Origin of the sequence: Virgibacillus sp. (genome assembly GCF_013393565.1) — a bacterium.
Taxonomy (GTDB): Bacteria; Bacillota; Bacilli; order Bacillales; family Amphibacillaceae; genus Virgibacillus; species Virgibacillus dokdonensis.
On record NZ_JABXHF010000009.1, the window covers coordinates 14,034 to 31,638 of the forward strand.

General features: G+C 37.1%; 17 protein-coding genes. 7 read left to right on the forward strand and 10 right to left on the reverse strand.

The window, feature by feature from the left end; genetic code table 11:
• The first annotated feature begins 103 nt into the window (after nucleotides 1-103).
• The 5 genes from isdE (at nucleotide 104) to HLX49_RS03270 (ending at nucleotide 4,010) form a co-directional block, all read left to right on the forward strand.
• Nucleotides 104-1,024, forward strand: a complete 921-nt coding sequence (gene isdE, locus HLX49_RS03250; RefSeq protein WP_077706652.1) for a heme ABC transporter substrate-binding protein IsdE — start codon at nucleotides 104-106, stop codon at nucleotides 1,022-1,024.
• A complete protein-coding gene (locus HLX49_RS03255) occupies nucleotides 1,017-2,000 on the forward strand; it encodes a FecCD family ABC transporter permease (protein WP_077706992.1) in 984 nt (327 codons plus the stop codon). The genes isdE and HLX49_RS03255 overlap by 8 nt, the downstream gene beginning before the upstream one ends.
• A complete protein-coding gene (locus HLX49_RS03260) occupies nucleotides 1,990-2,760 on the forward strand; it encodes an ABC transporter ATP-binding protein (protein ID WP_101934218.1) in 771 nt (256 codons plus the stop codon). The genes HLX49_RS03255 and HLX49_RS03260 overlap by 11 nt, the downstream gene beginning before the upstream one ends.
• Before the next feature lie 22 nt (nucleotides 2,761-2,782).
• On the forward strand, nucleotides 2,783-3,547 hold the full coding sequence (gene srtB / locus HLX49_RS03265; RefSeq protein ID WP_296360798.1) for a class B sortase: 765 nt from the start codon (nucleotides 2,783-2,785) through the stop codon (nucleotides 3,545-3,547).
• Between the two features lie 202 nt (nucleotides 3,548-3,749).
• Entirely contained in the window at nucleotides 3,750-4,010 is a 261-nt protein-coding gene (locus HLX49_RS03270; RefSeq protein WP_077706649.1) for a hypothetical protein, read from the forward strand.
• Here HLX49_RS03270 and HLX49_RS03275 read toward each other — a convergent pair.
• From HLX49_RS03275 to HLX49_RS03290, 4 genes are read right to left on the reverse strand one after another with little or no spacing between them, the layout of a single operon-like run.
• Nucleotides 3,982-4,992, reverse strand: coding sequence for a FecCD family ABC transporter permease (locus HLX49_RS03275; protein ID WP_296360799.1), 1,011 nt, complete (start codon nucleotides 4,990-4,992; stop codon nucleotides 3,982-3,984). The genes HLX49_RS03270 and HLX49_RS03275 overlap by 29 nt on opposite strands.
• Complete coding sequence (locus tag HLX49_RS03280) at nucleotides 4,989-6,005, reverse strand: FecCD family ABC transporter permease (RefSeq protein WP_296360800.1); 1,017 nt, start codon at nucleotides 6,003-6,005, stop codon at nucleotides 4,989-4,991. The genes HLX49_RS03275 and HLX49_RS03280 overlap by 4 nt, the downstream gene beginning before the upstream one ends.
• Before the next feature lie 3 nt (nucleotides 6,006-6,008).
• Nucleotides 6,009-6,935, reverse strand: a complete 927-nt coding sequence (locus HLX49_RS03285) for an iron-hydroxamate ABC transporter substrate-binding protein (protein ID WP_077706646.1) — start codon at nucleotides 6,933-6,935, stop codon at nucleotides 6,009-6,011.
• Entirely contained in the window at nucleotides 6,907-7,737 is an 831-nt protein-coding gene (locus tag HLX49_RS03290) for an ABC transporter ATP-binding protein (protein WP_077706645.1), read from the reverse strand. The genes HLX49_RS03285 and HLX49_RS03290 overlap by 29 nt, the downstream gene beginning before the upstream one ends.
• 310 nt (nucleotides 7,738-8,047) lie before the next feature.
• Between HLX49_RS03290 and HLX49_RS03295 the strand changes: the two genes are divergently transcribed.
• A complete protein-coding gene (locus HLX49_RS03295; RefSeq protein WP_141130803.1) occupies nucleotides 8,048-9,097 on the forward strand; it encodes an NAD(P)/FAD-dependent oxidoreductase in 1,050 nt (349 codons plus the stop codon).
• 382 nt (nucleotides 9,098-9,479) lie between these two features.
• On the opposite strand, the gene HLX49_RS03300 is transcribed toward HLX49_RS03295, so the two are convergent.
• The 6 genes from HLX49_RS03300 to HLX49_RS03325 all read right to left on the reverse strand — a co-directional run bounded on the left by HLX49_RS03300 (nucleotide 9,480) and on the right by HLX49_RS03325 (nucleotide 16,357).
• A complete protein-coding gene (locus HLX49_RS03300; RefSeq protein ID WP_077706643.1) occupies nucleotides 9,480-10,493 on the reverse strand; it encodes a LacI family DNA-binding transcriptional regulator in 1,014 nt (337 codons plus the stop codon).
• Between the two features lie 239 nt (nucleotides 10,494-10,732).
• Nucleotides 10,733-11,470, reverse strand: coding sequence for an inositol monophosphatase family protein (locus HLX49_RS03305; RefSeq protein ID WP_296360801.1), 738 nt, complete (start codon nucleotides 11,468-11,470; stop codon nucleotides 10,733-10,735).
• Nucleotides 11,460-12,326, reverse strand: a complete 867-nt coding sequence (locus HLX49_RS03310) for a glycerophosphodiester phosphodiesterase family protein (RefSeq protein ID WP_296360802.1) — start codon at nucleotides 12,324-12,326, stop codon at nucleotides 11,460-11,462. The genes HLX49_RS03305 and HLX49_RS03310 overlap by 11 nt, the downstream gene beginning before the upstream one ends.
• Before the next feature lie 15 nt (nucleotides 12,327-12,341).
• Complete coding sequence (locus tag HLX49_RS03315; RefSeq protein WP_101932978.1) at nucleotides 12,342-14,057, reverse strand: ABC transporter permease; 1,716 nt, start codon at nucleotides 14,055-14,057, stop codon at nucleotides 12,342-12,344.
• A 16-nt stretch (nucleotides 14,058-14,073) separates the two neighbouring features.
• Nucleotides 14,074-15,075: an ABC transporter ATP-binding protein gene (locus HLX49_RS03320; protein WP_296360803.1), complete on the reverse strand. Its 1,002-nt coding sequence runs from the start codon at nucleotides 15,073-15,075 to the stop codon at nucleotides 14,074-14,076.
• Between the two features lie 214 nt (nucleotides 15,076-15,289).
• Nucleotides 15,290-16,357 carry an extracellular solute-binding protein gene (locus HLX49_RS03325; protein ID WP_296360804.1) on the reverse strand — a complete coding sequence of 356 codons (1,068 nt, stop codon included), beginning with the start codon at nucleotides 16,355-16,357 and terminating at the stop codon, nucleotides 15,290-15,292.
• A 706-nt stretch (nucleotides 16,358-17,063) separates the two neighbouring features.
• Here HLX49_RS03325 and HLX49_RS03330 point away from each other — a divergent pair.
• Complete coding sequence (locus HLX49_RS03330; protein ID WP_296360811.1) at nucleotides 17,064-17,555, forward strand: DUF2332 family protein; 492 nt, start codon at nucleotides 17,064-17,066, stop codon at nucleotides 17,553-17,555.
• Nucleotides 17,556-17,605: the final 50 nt, after the last annotated feature.

Here is a 17,605-nt window from a genome sequence, read left to right on the forward strand (position 1 = left end):
TTCCAGATTTAAAATAATTGAAGTATGTATATAAGGAAAACAACAATGTTCTCAGGCAAGTAAATATTATTCAATTTTTTCAGTGTAAGGGTGGGGCAAACTTATGAAAAAAGCCTACATGTTTCTTTTGATTGTAGTAGTAGTCGTTGGGCTAGTAGGTTGCTCAGATGGAGGAAAAGCTACTGTGGGGGAAGTAAGTGACCCTGATAATAATCGTATTGTTTCAACTACAGTTGCCGTTACAGAAATAATGAATGCACTAAAACTAGACTTAATCGGAATTCCGACAAGTTATAAAGATTTACCAGAAAGGTATGATGATGTAACAGAAGTTGGTAATCCAATGAGTCCTGATATGGAACTAATTATGTCACTAAAACCAAAAAAAATACTGTCTGTGACAACACTAAAGTACGATCTAGAATCTGTATTTGATGATGCGGGCATAGATACGAGATATATTAACCTCCAAAGTGTAGAAAATATGCATAAAGCAATAATAAATCTTGGCAAAGAATTCGACCGTGAAGCAGAGGCAAAAAAAATCGTACAAACTTTTGACGAAAAGGTAGCAGACATTAATAAAAAGACGCATGGTAAGAAACCACCACGTGTTCTTATTTTAATGGGAGTACCAGGTAGTTATTTAGTAGCAACGGACCGCTCCTACATTGGAGATTTAGTTGAAATAGCTGGTGGTGTCAATGTGTTTTCAGGGGAGAAGGTTGAATACCTAGCTTCTAATACGGAACATTTACAACAGGCCAATCCAGATATTATTTTACGAGCAGCACATGGTATGCCTGATGAAGTCGTTAAGATGTTTGATAAGGAATTTAAAGAAAATGATATTTGGAAGCATTTTGACGCCGTGAAAAATGGTCGAGTATACGACTTAGAAGAACTTCTTTTCGGGACAACAGCTAATCTAGCAGCCCCGGAAGCATTAGATGAATTATATAACATGTTGTATCCTGAGGAAAATAAAGGTAAGGAGATAGAAAAGAGTGACCACAGTGAATAAGCGAATCATTAGTTTTGTAACAATTATTATATTACTCGTCTCCGTAATCCTGTTTTCGGCAATGTCAGGAAGTATTCGTGTAACCTTTATGGAACTTATTCAAGGTTTAATTTCGGGAACGAATAATGACGTCGAAGTAGTTAAAGATTTACGATTACCAAGGATTATAATCGCTATTTTTGCTGGAGCGGCATTATCTGTTTCGGGTGTACTTATTCAAGCAGTAATGAGAAATCCATTAGCTGAACCTGGAATTATTGGTGTATCTTCCGGTGCGGGATTTATGAGTATGTTGATGATAAGTATTTTTCCAACGTTATTCTTCTATACACCATTATTTGCTTTTTTAGGCGGTGCAATTGCATTTTTCTTGGTTTATTCATTTTCTTGGAAGTCGGGTTTAGATCCTTTAAGAATGATTTTAATTGGGGTTGCGATTAATGCCATTTTTACAAGCTTAAGTCAAACCTTTAATTATCGAGGTAGTTATACCTCTTCCATGGTACAAGAAGTAACTACTTCTACGCTATCTATGAAAAAATGGGCGGATGTTGAGATTATCGTTGTTTACGGTACAATAGGGTTGATTTTTGCCTGTTTGGTTTTTGCTTGGTGTAATTATTTAGCCTTAGAAGATAAAACTGTGAAAAGCTTAGGATTAAATGTAAATATTGCTCGATTTGTTATTTCATCAATTGCTGTTTTGTTAGCTGGTATTGCTACTGCAACAGCAGGTTTATTTTTATTTGTGGGTTTGCTTGTCCCACATATTGGTCGAATCTTAGTCGGTACTGATCATAAAGTTCTTATTCCTTTTTCAGCACTCTTAGGTTCTTTGTTAATATTATTATCCGATACATTAGGGAGAATTATTATTGCACCAAATGAAATTCCTGCTTCTATTATTATGGCGTTAATAGGAGGACCGTTTCTAATATTTTTGCTTAGAAAGAGTGATCGAGTTTATGGAACTTAAAGATATAACTTTTTCGTATGACCTTAAAAACAATCATTTGGTTGATGTAAACGGAGAGATTAATCGCGGGAAAATTACTACAATTATTGGGCCAAATGGGAGTGGAAAATCAACATTACTTGGAATAATGTCCAATCAAATCACTCCTCATAAAGGGTATGTTCGGTTAGACGGAAAACAATTAGTTGAATTTCGATCAAAAGAATTTGCCCGAAAGGTAGCCGTTGTACATCAAAGAAACAGCGCACCAGCTGATATGACAGTAGAAAAATTAATTAGTTATGGCAGATTGCCATATAAGTCATTTTTAGCTAATAATAAGCAAGAGGATGCTAAAGTAATTGAATGGGCACTCCAAAAAACAAATTTATCTAAGAAAAAAAACCATGCCCTATATACTTTATCCGGTGGAGAACAACAACGTGTTTGGATTGCGCTAACTTTAGCTCAACGTACTCCTTTTCTGTTTTTAGATGAACCGACGACTTATTTGGATATTTATTATCAATATGAGCTATTAGAATTTATTAAAAAACTAAATAGAGATTTAGGTATAACGATCGTTATGGTACTTCATGATATTAATCAGGCAATCCGATATAGTGACATTATTATTGCTATGAAACATGGACAAATAGTTAAAAAAGGTGTGCCCAAAGATGTAATTACTAATGAGCTTATGAAGGAAGTTTACGGAATAAATGTTTTAATCAAAGAAAACAAAGATACAGGGATTTATACAATACCCATTGGAATTTAAGATTCAAATGTGGAGTGATAAAATGAGTGGTAAGAAAATCAGAAAATCGCTTTCTAATCTGTTGATCACTATATGTCTTGGAGTGTTTGTCTATTCAGCATATGAATTAGTTTCATTAGGATTGAATTACTATCAAAATAGACAAGTACTGGCTGATGTACAGGATATATATGCAGCACAAACAAAGGCTTCAGATTCATCAGAAGTTGAGAAAGGTGAAATAAGAAAGCAATTTAAAGAGCTACACAAAATAAACCCGGACATTATTGGTTGGCTTGCTATTGATAAGACAAATATAAATTATCCAATTTTACAAGCAGAGAATAATGAGCATTATTTATATCGGAATTACAAAGAAGAACAATCAAGAGCCGGTAGTATTTTTATGGACTATCGTAATAATGTGAATGCATACAATTCAAATATTGTTTTATATGGGCATAACATGAAGGATGGGTCTATGTTTCATAATTTAAGAAAATATACGGATGAAGAATTTTTTTCAAACCATCGTAGCGTTTATTTTGATACGAAATATGAGAGCTATCAAGCAGAAGTATTCTCTGTCTATCACACGACAACAGACTTTGATTATATTCAAACACATTTCTCTACCCAAGATGAGTACAGACAATTAGTTAATGAAATTAAAGATAAATCAGTATTCCAATCTGATGTACACGTGAATGAAAAGGATACGATTATTACACTATCCACTTGTGATTATACACTCGACCCGGATGAGGGGCGCTTTGTTGTCCACGCAAAAATATCTGATCAGGAGTAAGTATATGTGGAGGCTTAAGTTGTGGCGTATCGTAAGCGTGATGGTTTTCTTGAGAATCAACACATCATCAGCTTTTGAAAATAAAAGAATTTACTGAATTTAGTGTTGTTTTTATCTTGTATAGCTATCCATTATTAGCCGTTATAATTAATGCTTATAGGTGAATGCCTGGAGAATATTTTCTATAATACGGAGTGAAATTATGGAAATAAAGAACTATTGCTTGAAAAATAAAGTTTATAAGCTAAACGACCTCATCACAATTAATGATGCCTATATTGGCGGTTTTGATAACCAGTCATTAATTAAACTCGTACAAAAAAATAAAGCTGCGTATGTGGAAAATGGCCTACTGATGTTAGAAGGGGGGCTTAATTTCGTACAAACGGTAAAGAAATTGGTGGTATCGAGTGGGCACTACCCACTCGCTCATGTTATTTGCTTCTTAATAGTAGATAAATAAAATACGGTGCTCCGATAATTGCCACGACAATACCTGTGGCAATGCCTTCTGGCTGCAATATATTCCTGCCAATCGTATCGGCTACTAGTAATAACCAAGCACCAATCAGAATAGTGATTGGCAGGAATAGCTGATGTCGTGGCCCGACGAGCCCTTTTGCGATATGTGGTGCCATTAATCCAATAAAGGCAATTCCACCTGTCACAGATACGGTTGCAGCTCCTAAGGCAACGGCTACCATTAATAATACGATTCTTTCTTTTTCTACATGCATACCAAGCCCAATACCTACTGGTTCACTCATCCCAAATATGTTTAACTGGTGTGATTTTATGTATGTATATGGAAATAAAATCAAAATCCATGGGAGCAGAGCTAAGATAAATGGCCAGTCTGTTCCCCATATATTTCCTGCCAACCAGTTAGCGATGAAGTCGACTTTCTCATTTTTAGCACCGGATGTGAGGATGACCATAAGACCAGATAATGCCATGGAAAATCCAACCCCAACAAGAACAAGATGGATAGGATTTAGACCGGTTTTTCTTTGGTAGGAAAATATATATATCAATATGGCAGTAGCCATAGCACCGATAAAAGCGACAACAGGTAGCATATATACAAAATTTCCTACTTCTATTGGCATAAATAAAAAGAATACGGCAATAGCTACACCAGCTCCCGAGTTTATCCCGATGATTCCAGGATCAGCTAAGTCGTTTCTAGTTAATGCCTGTAAAATAGCCCCAGAAAGTGAGAGTGCCATGCCGGCTAACACGATAATAATAAGTCGTGGTAAGCGAATAGAGAAAAACACGAAGTCTTCTTTAAATGTTCCGTTTCCTAAAATAGTCGGAATTAAACGATCCATAGACACAGAAGATGGGCCTACGCCAATTGCTATGATGGACGTCATGATAATAAGTAGTAGTAAAATGAATATAATGATACGTTGTTTGCGTATTAGTTGGGATGGAATCATTGAAATGCGCTTCCTCCTTTTCGCACAACAAATAGAAAGAACGGGAGTCCAAGAACAGCAACAATGGATACAACTGGTGTCTCCATTGGTGCATGAATCATACGTCCGACTAAATCTGCAAGCAACATAAAGATGGCTCCAGTAAAGATAGACATCGGAATGATATGACGATAATCAACACCAACAATCGCTCGTACAATATGAGGGATCATTAAGCCGATAAATGCCATATTCCCGACTAACGAGACGGCGGCTCCAGCTAATATAACAATCACAATAAATAACAGCCAACGAATTCGCCTTGTATTTTGACCTAAACCAGTGGCAACATCTTCATTTAAGCTGAGAATCGTTACTTGACGAGATAGAAGCAATGCAAATAGTAACCCGATTAAAATAAATGGAACAACAATGGACAGCTGTTGCCATGTCGTACCAATAGCACCTCCTGCTGTCCAAAGGGAGATGTTTTTGGAGATTTTAAAATATAAACCGATAGCATCCGCAACTGCTTGTAAAAAGATAGAAATGGCAGCGCCTGCTAATACTAATTTAACAGGGGTAAAGCCACCTTTTTGCATGGAGCCAATACCAAAGACGAGCCCTGCACCTGCTGCAGCCCCAATAAAACATGCCACCATAATTCCAAAAGTACTTACGCTCGGTAACATGGCCAGTGCGAATGCTAATGCAGCATTGGCACCGGAAGTTAAACCAAGTAACCCAGGATCAGCTAAGGGGTTACGTGTCATCCCTTGCATAATGGCACCGGAGACAGCAAGAGCTGCCCCAACAAACATCACGGCAACTTCTCTTGGTAAACGAATATCCCGAATAACGGAATAGCCTTCAGAACTACCTTTTTGGAAAAACGCAACAAAAACGTCAGCAAAACTCGTTTCTTTTGCACCCATTTTTGTTGCTATAAGGAATGTGAAGAAGCATACTATAATAGCGATGATTAATTTGATTGGAAAAGCCGTATGTTGGATTTCTCTTTTTACTTTCTTCACCGTTTATTCCCCTAAAAATTTTTCTTTGAAAAACTCCAATTGATATTCAAGTGTTGACGCATCATTAAAGTAAAATTCTTTTCCATTAACAACAAATATTTGATCATTTTGTACAGCAGGAATGCTTCGGAACGTATCCGACTCTAAGTAAGAAGTATCTTCTGCACCAGATTGATCACTAACAATTAAATAATCACCTGCAAAATCAGGGATAACTTCTTCTGAAAGAGCGTAATAACCATCTTTTAACGCCTGTTCTTTCACTGATTCAGGCATTTTTAGTCCCATGGCTTGATAGAGAATTTCGGTACCACGCCCCCAATTATCGCCAAACACATACCATTGTTTATCGAACTTTTCGATGACAGATACCGTAGCATCTTTGCCAATTTTATCTTTAATTTGTTTACCGACATCTTTTGCTTCTTTCTCAAAATTTTCTACCCACTTGCGGGCTTCTTCTTCCTTGTTTACGAGCTTGCCAATTTCAATATGTTGATCTAGGTAACCAGCTTTTCCGTAAGTAAATGTAACGGTCGGTGCAATTTCTTTTAACTTGTCTATATTTTTAGTGGAAGATAAGCCGATGATTAGATCTGGTTCTAGCTCGATGATTTGTTCCAAATTATCTTCAGAAACGGTGGCAGCGTCTTTTAATTCTTCAAAACGCGGGTTATCTTTCGCCCATGAGTCAGCACCAACAACATGGACGCCAAGTTTGATTAAATCTCCAGCAAATTGGCTAAGCACAACGACACGTTGCGGGTCGGCAGGAACTTCTACAGGACCGTCTTCAGATTCATAGGTAATGATATCTTTTTCATTTTCTGAAGCTGCTTTATCGTTATCTTCTTTCTTTTCATCGTTCGTATTACAAGCACTAAGTACAAGAATGAGGATGCTAAATAGCAGAATGAATTGTTTTTTCATCGTTATGTTGCTCCTTTTGTTTAATTAGATCGTAAGTGATGCAGATTGGTTTACCTGTACGTGGGTCTTTCCCTATTTCTCCGTCTATTTCGTATACATTTCGTAACATTTCTTTGGTAAGGACATCTCTGGGACTCCCAGTTTGAATAATTTGTCCCGAACGCATGGCAAGCAAGTGATCACTGAACCTAGCCGCTTGGTTGATATCGTGTAAAACCATTATAATGGTTCGACCTTCTTGCTTATTCAGTTGCTCTAGCAGTTGAAGAATGTCTAGTTGATGAGCCATATCGAGATAGGTTGTTGGTTCATCAAGTAGAATGATGTCCGTTTCTTGCGCTAAAGCCATGGCAATCCACACGCGCTGTCTTTGACCGCCAGACAATTCATCTACAGTGCGGTGTTTAAAATCTATTATAGCAGTTACCTCCATTGCCCAATGAATTACATCGATATCTGCTTGTTTTAATTTACCTAATCCACTTTGATGTGGAAAGCGTCCGTAAGATACCAATTCACCAACTGTTAATCCGCTTGCGCTATCTGGTGATTGGGGGAGGATGGCCATTTTCTTAGCAACGTCCTTTGTTTTCATCATGGCAATTTGGGAACCATCTAACAAGACTGAACCACCTTCATAAGGGATGATTCTTGTCATTGCTTTTAACAAAGTGGATTTTCCACAACCATTACTACCGATGATGGATGTGATCTGCTTATCAGGAATAGTAACGGATAAATTTTGTATAATGGGCACTTTGTCATAGCCAACAGTTAAGTCATTTGCGGTTAAACGAAACATTTTCTTATCCTCCTTTCTTTATGTATATAGCGAAAGGGTAAAGTTTATTGATCATACAGTGGAATTTTTTGAGAACGTTTACTCCCTGAATAACAAAAAATTGATTTACCCTTTAATTGAAAATGATTATCAATACCAGAATGATATACCGTATCTTTTTGTTTGTCAATTGCTAGTATTAAAATTAATATGGTGAAAAGCAAGCTTTATTAGTAACTCTACAAAAAAGGTTGCAACACGTTGTAAAATAGTATAAGATGGATGCAACTGATAATCATTTTCAATTGTGAGGAGCATTCAAATGATTCATATATCTGAGGCAGACGTGTATGATGTAACGATTGTTGGAGGAGGGCCAGCTGGGCTTTTTTCAGCATTTTACAGTGGTCTACGTGAATTGAAGACGAAAATTATTGAATATCATCCTTTTCTTGGTGGAAAAGTGAATGTATATCCTGAAAAAATTGTCTGGGATATAGGAGCGATGCCACCACTTCCAGGACAACAAGTTGTCGAAAATATGGTGCAGCAAGGGCTTACCTTTGACCCTGAGGTAGTGTTCAATGAGGAAGTTGTATCCATTGACAAAAATGAAGCTGGTTTCTTTGTTGTGAAAGCGTCCTCAGGAAATGTGCATTATTCTAAGACCGTAATCGTAGCAGTTGGTGGGGGGATATTAAATCCAAAACGTTTACCACTTGCTAATGCGAGCGACTTTGAAAATAAAAATCTGCATTATACGATAAAGAATTTGAAAGATTTTAAGAATAAGCGTGTATTAATTTCTGGTGGGGGAAATTCTGCCACGGATTGGGCTAAAGAATTATCAGGTATTGCGAAAGAAGTATATATTGCATGTAGAAGCGATTTTTCTTGCCATGAATCCCAGATTACATATTTACAAAATCATTCTGTTGTTTGCTTCACGCAAACTGAAATATCGGAATTAATGGCAAATGCCTCTGGCGATCGGATAGAAAAAGTAGCACTGAAAAATCGAGAGTCAGGTGTAAAGCAATATATTCCGATTGACGAGGTTATTGTGAACCATGGCTATGAGAGAGACAAATCATTATTAGAGGACAGCCCACTTGATATTCAAATCTTTGATAATTATTTTATAGCTGGATCAAGCAGTAGTGAAAGCTCTATCCCTGGCTTATTCGCTGCAGGAGATATTTTACATCATGACGGTAAGCTTCATCTTATTGCTGGTGCTTTTCAAGATGCAGCAAACGCAGTCAATCAAGCCAAACTTTACCTTGAACCCGAAGCAACGAAAACAGCAATGGTATCCTCTCACAATGAAAAACTATATAGACGGAATGAAAAAATCGTAGCGGATTTATTGAGGGAATAGAAAAATGCTGGTCTAAAGAGGAAGTATAAAGGACAGGTCAGATAAGGTTTATGAAAGGAAGGCGAGACTGATGGCATAAGCAACACTAAAGCTTATGCCATAGGTGATTTTGGCTGAACTTTCTAAGATGGCTAGGTTGTCTTAGCCTTCCTTTCGAGACGTAAAGCAGCCTTTAGAAAATGTTTTCTGAAGGCTTTAATTTTTGAAATGAAAATTTACAAGCTGGATAAAAATTTATGGAACACAATGAATTATGTTTTGTCATTTTGCCTTTTTATACGATAGAGCCACATTAACTATTGTAATAGTACAAACAAGCAAAATTACCTCTGCCCGTTTTTGCTTATATCTATTTATAGGACAGTAAAACGGATGTTACATATCATTTTGTTATTGAAGCACAGCTTTTCCGTTCAATAATATGTGTTGCTATTTCTACTTTTTTAGCTAGTTTCCTGTATCCTTTGATCCGTTCTAGAACGGTAATAATCGCTTCTTGCCCCATTTCATTTGTATTTACTTTTAATGTAGACAATGGGGGGTAAATATATTCCGTTGTATAGTCACCATTAAATCCAATGACCGACATGTCTTCTGGAACCTTTAGCCCTGCATCTTGCAATGCTTGCACTACACCAATTGCCGTTGGGTCGTTAGCAACAAACAAAGCCGTTGGTATCTCCTCAAGTTCTAGTAATTTTTTAGCGATTTCTTGCCCCGCTTCTATTCCCTTGTCTCCAAAAATAATCCAATCTTCATGATATAGATCTAGTGCTTTCATATAATTGGTGAAATGCCATTTACGTGAATCAGTGTTTAATAGATCAGATGATTCTTCGGCACCTAAGCAGCCAATTTGTTCATGACCAAGTTCTCTTAAATAGTCCAGTACCTTATACACAGCTTGTCTTGTATTAAATGAAATATGGTCATATTGATCGGCATAAGGATTTGCAAGACCAATAACAACTACATGTTGCGAATGAATATACTCACGAATAAAATCATGTTCATCTTTGGAAAGATTTCCGAGAATAATGGCGCCATCAAAAGTCGTATTCGTAGTAGAGATCGTTGTTAAATGATCCAGTGGTAAACTTACAATGGTCACATTCTTCTTCAGCGCCATATGCTCTAATCCATTACGAATGGAAAAGTAGAAGGCTCTATCTACAGTGCTTTTAAATGCTTCATTGTTATGAATCATTGCCACATGGTATTGCTTTGGTTTTGTCCTTTTTTTACGTAAGGGCTTATATCCTAATTCTTCAACGGCCGCCAGTATTTTCTCTCTCGTTTCATCCGTCACTGTAATGGTTTTGTCGTTATTTAATACGCGTGAGACAGTTGTTTTAGAAATACCAGCTTTTTTGGCGACGTCCTCCAACTTCACCATAAAAGCACCTCCAATTTTTGGCTTATTGTGAATCAAAATGTAAGGTGCTATGCCACACCAGCTGTCGATTCCAGCACCTTACATGATCATTTCGTTCCAATAGGTTTTATTAAATATCCATGAAAAGTTCTCCATGAGAGCTTGACGAGAAGCCAAGTTTTTCTAAGCTCTTTATTCATTTCGTGTTGATAAGAAGCGCTGTAATAGTCTTAGTGAGCAAGGTTTATGCTCGTTATTTTTTATAAATCCCCCGAAACACTTTTCCTTTCGTGTTTGTTGATTTCTTCAAGAACCTCGTTCCATTTTGTACCTACTAGAACGGTTTGATTTTCTGTCACCTCTACAAGTAAGCCGACCATTTCTGCGAAGATAACCGCGGCTTTATAATCCCATGCTTGTTGATCTCTTCTATAAAAGCAGCTCGCTTCTCCAATTGCTACTCGAATGATTTCGATAGCACAAACTTCTAGGTAACGAACACCTTTAAAGCGATTGGCAAATGCTTCATATTTTGCTTCCTTTAGGTAGCTGGGGTTAATATGGATAATTCCATATGCTGCTGTTTTTGGTCGGGTATTAATAAAAGCTCCCAAGTTGGTATGAGCGTGATATAGTGTGTCTTCCTTTACATCAAAAACGAGTCCAAATTTTTCTTCATTTCCTTCGAAGGCGATGGATATAGCAAATTCACGATGACGATAAATGAAGTTTGTCGTTCCATCAATAGGATCAATGTACCAGCTATTTTGTTTGTTTCCTGATTTTGATTCTTCCTCACCGACAATGCTATCATTAAATCTGTTGCTAATTTCACGAATAATATGCGTATTAAGTACTTTATCTAGATTGGTAACTAAATCTTTATCGTGATCTTTTTCTTCTATATTTTCAATGGAATGTTGCTCTAATAGAAGTTTGCAAGAGTCGATTAAGTTGATTGCAAATTCATATCGTGGCGATGTAGGTTCAAGGCTCATAGACGAGATTAACTCCTTTTTGTTCAAGATATACTTTTAATGGTAGTGGCCAATCTGTTTGAATAATATCAAAACCCATCTCTAGCAGCTTTCCCCACCCCAAATCTGGGTCTTCCAATAAGGAGATATCATCGTCAAATCCACCGCAAAGTGATAGGCGATCATTCCAAAGAACAATGGCGTTAATCATGGTGTGGTAGCCCATTTCTCGAAGTGTATGTAAAGTTTCCTTTGATACATAAGTTGCTTGCGGATCATCAAAGATCATTTCAAATCCAATGATATTAATGTGATTACGATACGACATAATGGTTTTAAAGTCAGTTTCACTCCAGACCTTTGGCAACGTCATATATTTCACCTCATGCTGTGCTAATACTTCCAAATAATCGGTTGCTTCAACATCTGTTTTAATTATAATAGATTCTCGTTGATCTTCAAATTGATCGAAATGTTCCAAAAGCTCTTTTCCCCATTTCTTGGCATGATCAACATGTAATAATGTATGGGGATGCTTTTTCATAGCTGCCATAAATTGTTTCACTGTTGGTGGGGAATCGACAGCTTGCATATTCATATTCAGTAAAGGCATACGACTTAATGCATCAGAGGTAAATTCGCGAAATTTTTCTTGTTGATTCAAGCGAATGGGCTCTTCATGCTCGTGAAAAATATAAAAGATACCGTCTTTTGATCGACTAATATCAAATTCTACAATATGAGCACCTTGACGAATGGCATTCAGCATGGACCGATATGTGTTGTAGGAAATATTCCCTCCTGCCGACCCTTGGTGACAAGCAATTAAGCAATCATTTTTTTCCAATAGATTGTTTAAGATAGTGGTGTATTTCATTTTGTACATCCTCCCTTATTTCTTCTTTTCTTTTAATAACCAGCCATAAACGATCGAAACGGTGATGGCGGCAATCGCCATCAAAATTGTCGAGAAGACATAGATTAATGCTTGTGTATCGCCAGTCGCTTCCACAGATGTATATCTGCGAATCAATAAACCGAGCGGCTCCTTTAAAGGATGCGATAAAAATGCTGCGATGTTATAGTCCGATAGTAGTGAGTTGAAATTTAAGACAATTAATGCGAGAACCGTTGGCAGGAGCATAGGTAAGACGATTCGACGAAACGTGTAAAATGAACTCGCACCGAGCGATTTTGCAGCCAGCTCATAATCCTGATCCACAGATTGATAGGAAGCTCGTAATAGTCTGGAAGTAATCGGAATGAGAATAATGATATACGCTAGCACTAATATTTCGGTTGTACCGATTAACACCTTGTTTCCAATAATTAATTTCGGCTCATCATAAGTGGTTAAAAATCCAATTGCGATTAACGTAGATGGTAGCATCCATGGTATTAAAAATGCATATTCAATAAACTGGGTAAAAAAATTGTCATGCTTTCTTCTTATGCCTACACCTAACAAAACAATTATTGTAACTGCAATTGCTGCTTGGATAGAAAAATTAGCACTATTAAAAAACGGGGTAATCTTTTCTATATCATGAAATACTGTTTGATAGTTATCTAGAGTAAATGCGGAAAAGCTTAATTTTACTTCATGAATGGCAGCAGAATTGGTAAAAGAGAATGCAATGATTAAAACCACTGGCATGACATAAATGATAAACAGTAGGTAAGCTATAGCATGAACAAAGATATGAAGTGCTTTATGATTAATCTTCTGTTTGACATATACTGCTTTTGTTTTTGATATAGAGAAAAAAGTTCCACCTTTTTCGAGTTTCGTGAATAAGATTAATAGCAAAATCGTTGTCAGTCCGAGTACTAACGAAAGCATAAGTGCCAACCCTTGTGACCCAGGGATTTTATTTAATTCTAAAATTAATGGGGCAATGGTTTGAAAGTCTTTTCCGCCAATAATTAAGGGAGCAGCAAATGCACTTAGCCCGCCCAAGAATTGCAAAATAGTAATGGCAAAAATGGTAGGCAACACGACAGGTAAAACAATTCTTCTTATAATGTAAAATGACGAAGCACCCATGTTTTTAGCAGCTTCAATCGTGTAGTTGTCAATGGATTTAATCGCATTTCCTAAGAACATCATATGTGAGGTTGTCGTAGATACTGTCATTACAAACAGAACAGCCCAAAACCCTCCAAACCATTGCACATTAAAATTAGGGAAAAACGAAGCAAGTGTCTTTGTCACAATCCCGTTTTCGCCGTAAATCATCGAGTAGCCTGAAACCAATATGATTCCGCCATAAATAAATGTTGTCATATATCCAATTTTTAATAGTTTAGCTCCTCTTATTTCAAAGTACTCGGAAACAAGTACAATAAAGACCCCAACAATATTCGTGGTAATTGCTAAGGATATAGCTAAGATGAAGCTGTTTTTTAACCCATCCATGGCAATGGGCGACTCGAATAGCTTACGAACAATAGCAAAGGAAAATCCTGATTCTGTTCGAAAACTTGCTAGAATGATGTTGAAGTTTGGATATATGAGAAAGGCAATGACAAACCATAGTAGAAAGGCGCCGATTAGTAGACGCATACTATTTTTCTTCCATTGTTTTACGTTTATAAGTTGTTTCATGTCTTTCATCGCCTCCCTACAAATGGATGAAATCACTTTGCTTTAGATACAATGTTACGTTATCGCCAATATTCATTTGGTTAGAAAGGTCTACCTCGACATTGCGAAGTGTCAGTCCAAAAACGGTTTTGAACGTATATTTGCTATAAATCCCAAAATATTCCACGTTTGTTACGACAGCATCCAGTTCTATCGCTTCTTTGATAGGCTTTGTGTGTACATGATTTAGACGAAGGTAGCTTTTCCCGCTTGGACGAGAAAGGTTCTTAGCGTTTAAAAAAGTAGCCAGTTCTTTTGTTTCTAAGACGTTGCTATCACCTATAAATGTTGCTACAAATTCCGATGTTGGGTTGTTAAATACATCGTTTGGCGTGCCCAGTTGTTCCAGTTTTCCATTGTTGAAGACAGCAATTTTATCAGACATTGTTAATGCTTCTTCCTGGTCATGTGTGACATAGACGGTTGTAATCCCAAATTGCTTTTGCAGTCTTTTTAACTCTACTCTCAATTGGTTTCGTAGTTTTGCATCCAAATTGGAGAGGGGTTCATCTAAGCATAGGATTTTTGGTTGAAGCACTAATGCACGGGCAATGGCAACCCGCTGTTGCTGTCCGCCAGATAGTTCGGAGGCGTTTCGCTGTAAATGCTCCTCGTTTAAATCAACCATCCGAGCAATTTCCAATACTTTCTCTTTTATTGCTTTTTTTGATAATCGTTTCACTCGTAACCCGAAGGCAATATTTTCAAATACATTCATCGTTGGAAAAATCGCGTATGATTGAAAAACGATGCCAACGCCTCTTTTTTCTACGGATTCCTCCGTCACATCTTTTCCATCAATAATAATTCGTCCTTTAGACGGAGAAACAAACCCTGTAATGGTTCGAAGTAAACTTGTTTTTCCACATCCAGAAGGACCTAACAGCGTAAAAAATTCGCCTTCATTGATCGTGATGTTAAGTTCATTCATGGCAATAAAATCATCATAGGCAATTTCAATATCTTGTAATTCAATCATTCATAATCCCCCATTGGTGGAATGACAGGTGTTTATTATCAGACAACCTGTCATTCATTATTGCGAATATAAGTTGTCGTATATGCAGATTGCAAAATTGCTGGAACATAGAAGGTAACTTAATTTTGGTTAAAGGCTTTTAGATCATAATTCTGTCATGCTAACCAATAGTGGGGGATGGAAGAATATCCCCCTTCATTACTTTCATGTTAGTTTACTGTGCATATTCAAGTGCCATTTTTTCACGCCATGCATCCATATGCTCATAGATATAATTCCAGTCAAGTTCTTGTGCTTCTAAACGATCAAGCAATGCTTGTATCTCTCCACCAATTTTCTCTAGTGCTTCTTTATTTGCTGGGGCTTGTCCAGTTTTTTCTCCCCAAGTTGCTTGGACGTCGGTAGAACCCCACCAGTTAATAAATTCTTCTGCGTTTTCCATTTTCTCCTCGTTACCAGTATGAATCTTTCCTACAAGAGCAGGTAAAAACGGTGTACCTACAGAAGGTTCCATAATATCTAGTTCGATATTCTTGTCACGAGCAACGGAAATCACGCCGCCTCCCCAAATGAATCCTCCCGTTACGTCTTCCTTCAGTGCTTCTTGCCAATCTTGCGGAGTTGGATTTACGGCATTTGCATAAATATCTTTTACTAATTTCCATCCTTCTTCTGATACGCCATGCTCACCATTATCGTCCTGATATCTTACAAGCATGGAAGCGAACAGAACAGCACCTGTCGTTCCAGAGGGTTCGAAAATATAGTATTGATCTTTATATTCAGGTTTTGTTAAATCAGGCCAATCTTGCGGTACTGGTGGTTGATTATTCCCACCAACTAAATCTTTATTGTACGTATAGTGAACGGTATCGATGGCCCATGGCCAGTAGTTGTTTTCTGGTCCAACTAAACTGGAATCGATATCTTCTGCCCAAATAGGAGTAAATGGTGCTAATATATTATTTTCTGCTAAAGCTAAATGCTCTAATGGAGAGCCTCCCAAAACAACATCCGCGAGTGGATTATTTTTTTCAGCGATAAGTCTGTCTTTCATTTCTCCTCCACCAGCTTGCACAAATACAACTTCAAAATCGAAATTTTGCTCTTCTACTAAACTTTTAGCTACTTCCTCGCGATCACCAGAAATTTGGTTGGTATACACGACTAATTCCGACTTCTTATCTGATTTTGCTTCAGTTGCTTCTTTTCCTTCCTCACTGCAAGCGGTAATGAATATAAGGGTTGAAACTATTCCAAGCATGAGCAATAATTTTCGCATAGTTACTCCTCCATTTTGTTTTAGTGAAATAAAAGATAAACTAACTGTTAGTTCACTGAAAATAATATATTGTGCATGTCAGCATTGCAATAGAAATCGGAATATTTTACAATCATTTAACGCTATATTTACAAACGAACAATTGGTATGTATGCGGAGGGGAATCTTTTTTATACATATTAAGAGGTTCTGTCAGATGCGTTTGGTGATATTCTATTTACAGATATTCTTTTCAATGGAGTACCCACTTTTTCATCGGCATACGTTTCATCTCGGGACCAATGATATGAAAATGAGTTCGTGTCACAGGAGTAGAAGCCGCCAATGGTTGCGTCTTGACCAGCAAAGAAACACGTTTATGACTTTGTGTTAGTGTAGGGGCGCTATAAATACAACACATTTACTAAAGATATAACGAAAATGCTGTGAAACTCCTATAATAAAAAACGACCACAGTTCCAACTGTGGTCAATAAATACGCCATCTTTTAATTAAGAGATTGTGTTATCGATCTGAAAAGGCAGAATAGTCATACGCGTTTGCCGAACAGGGGGCTATTTCATTAGCATTTCTAATTTAGCTTCCGTTTATTAAATTGTATGATAAAAAATGAATGCAACAAGAAAAAGGTGAGGGAGCGTTACTATAATTTATATAACAAGAAAGCAGATCGTTTTGGTGCCCCTCATTCTTATGTGCATATAACATCAGAGATGAAAGGACTGGAATGCCTGTTCTGTATAAAGAAAGTCCACCAGTTGCATGGCGAGTTGGCGTTGATTTGTATGTGAGTGAAGTTAATAATCCTCAGAATGTAAATTGGTTAGAAGCTTTGATTGGGCCAGGACATAAGCATAGATTAGGTTTGTTCAGAAAGGCTGTGCAACAGATGCAAGCCTGTCCTGTAAAGTTAATTGAGGGAGATGGGGTGGTGTTACTTTCTGAAATTGCTAAGCAAGCATCTCATAATGCGTCTTTATGCATTTTTCATACGCATGTAGCAAATCAAATGCTGCAAGAGGTAAAGCAACAATTGCTAACAAGCATACAAAAAGTGGGTGAAAATAGAGACGTTTTTCATTTGTATAACAATATATGGGATGCAAATCTTCATCTAGATTATGTGATAAAAGGGGAGAAACATATACATATTATTGGCCAGACAGATGGACATGGCAAATGGTTTAGCTGGAATTAGAAATTACCGCTTTAGCGATGACGACGTAAAATTCCTACTAAATTAAATAT

What these genes read in the sequence shown, in the direction of transcription:
- HLX49_RS03310 (WP_296360802.1), bottom strand. Translation starts at nt 12,326, where the DNA reads ATGAAATACACCACTATCTTAAACAATCTATTGGAAAAAAATGATTGC.
- HLX49_RS03320 (WP_296360803.1), bottom strand. Translation starts at nt 15,075, where the DNA reads ATGATTGAATTACAAGATATTGAAATTGCCTATGATGATTTTATTGCC.
- HLX49_RS03285 (WP_077706646.1), bottom strand. Translation starts at nt 6,935, where the DNA reads ATGAAAAAACAATTCATTCTGCTATTTAGCATCCTCATTCTTGTACTT.
- HLX49_RS03325 (WP_296360804.1), bottom strand. Translation starts at nt 16,357, where the DNA reads ATGCGAAAATTATTGCTCATGCTTGGAATAGTTTCAACCCTTATATTC.
- HLX49_RS03270 (WP_077706649.1), top strand. Translation starts at nt 3,750, where the DNA reads ATGGAAATAAAGAACTATTGCTTGAAAAATAAAGTTTATAAGCTAAAC.
- isdE (WP_077706652.1), top strand. Translation starts at nt 104, where the DNA reads ATGAAAAAAGCCTACATGTTTCTTTTGATTGTAGTAGTAGTCGTTGGG.
- HLX49_RS03260 (WP_101934218.1), top strand. Translation starts at nt 1,990, where the DNA reads ATGGAACTTAAAGATATAACTTTTTCGTATGACCTTAAAAACAATCAT.
- HLX49_RS03315 (WP_101932978.1), bottom strand. Translation starts at nt 14,057, where the DNA reads ATGAAACAACTTATAAACGTAAAACAATGGAAGAAAAATAGTATGCGT.
- srtB (WP_296360798.1), top strand. Translation starts at nt 2,783, where the DNA reads ATGAGTGGTAAGAAAATCAGAAAATCGCTTTCTAATCTGTTGATCACT.
- HLX49_RS03300 (WP_077706643.1), bottom strand. Translation starts at nt 10,493, where the DNA reads ATGGTGAAGTTGGAGGACGTCGCCAAAAAAGCTGGTATTTCTAAAACA.
- HLX49_RS03305 (WP_296360801.1), bottom strand. Translation starts at nt 11,470, where the DNA reads ATGAGCCTTGAACCTACATCGCCACGATATGAATTTGCAATCAACTTA.
- HLX49_RS03275 (WP_296360799.1), bottom strand. Translation starts at nt 4,992, where the DNA reads ATGATTCCATCCCAACTAATACGCAAACAACGTATCATTATATTCATT.
- HLX49_RS03290 (WP_077706645.1), bottom strand. Translation starts at nt 7,737, where the DNA reads ATGTTTCGTTTAACCGCAAATGACTTAACTGTTGGCTATGACAAAGTG.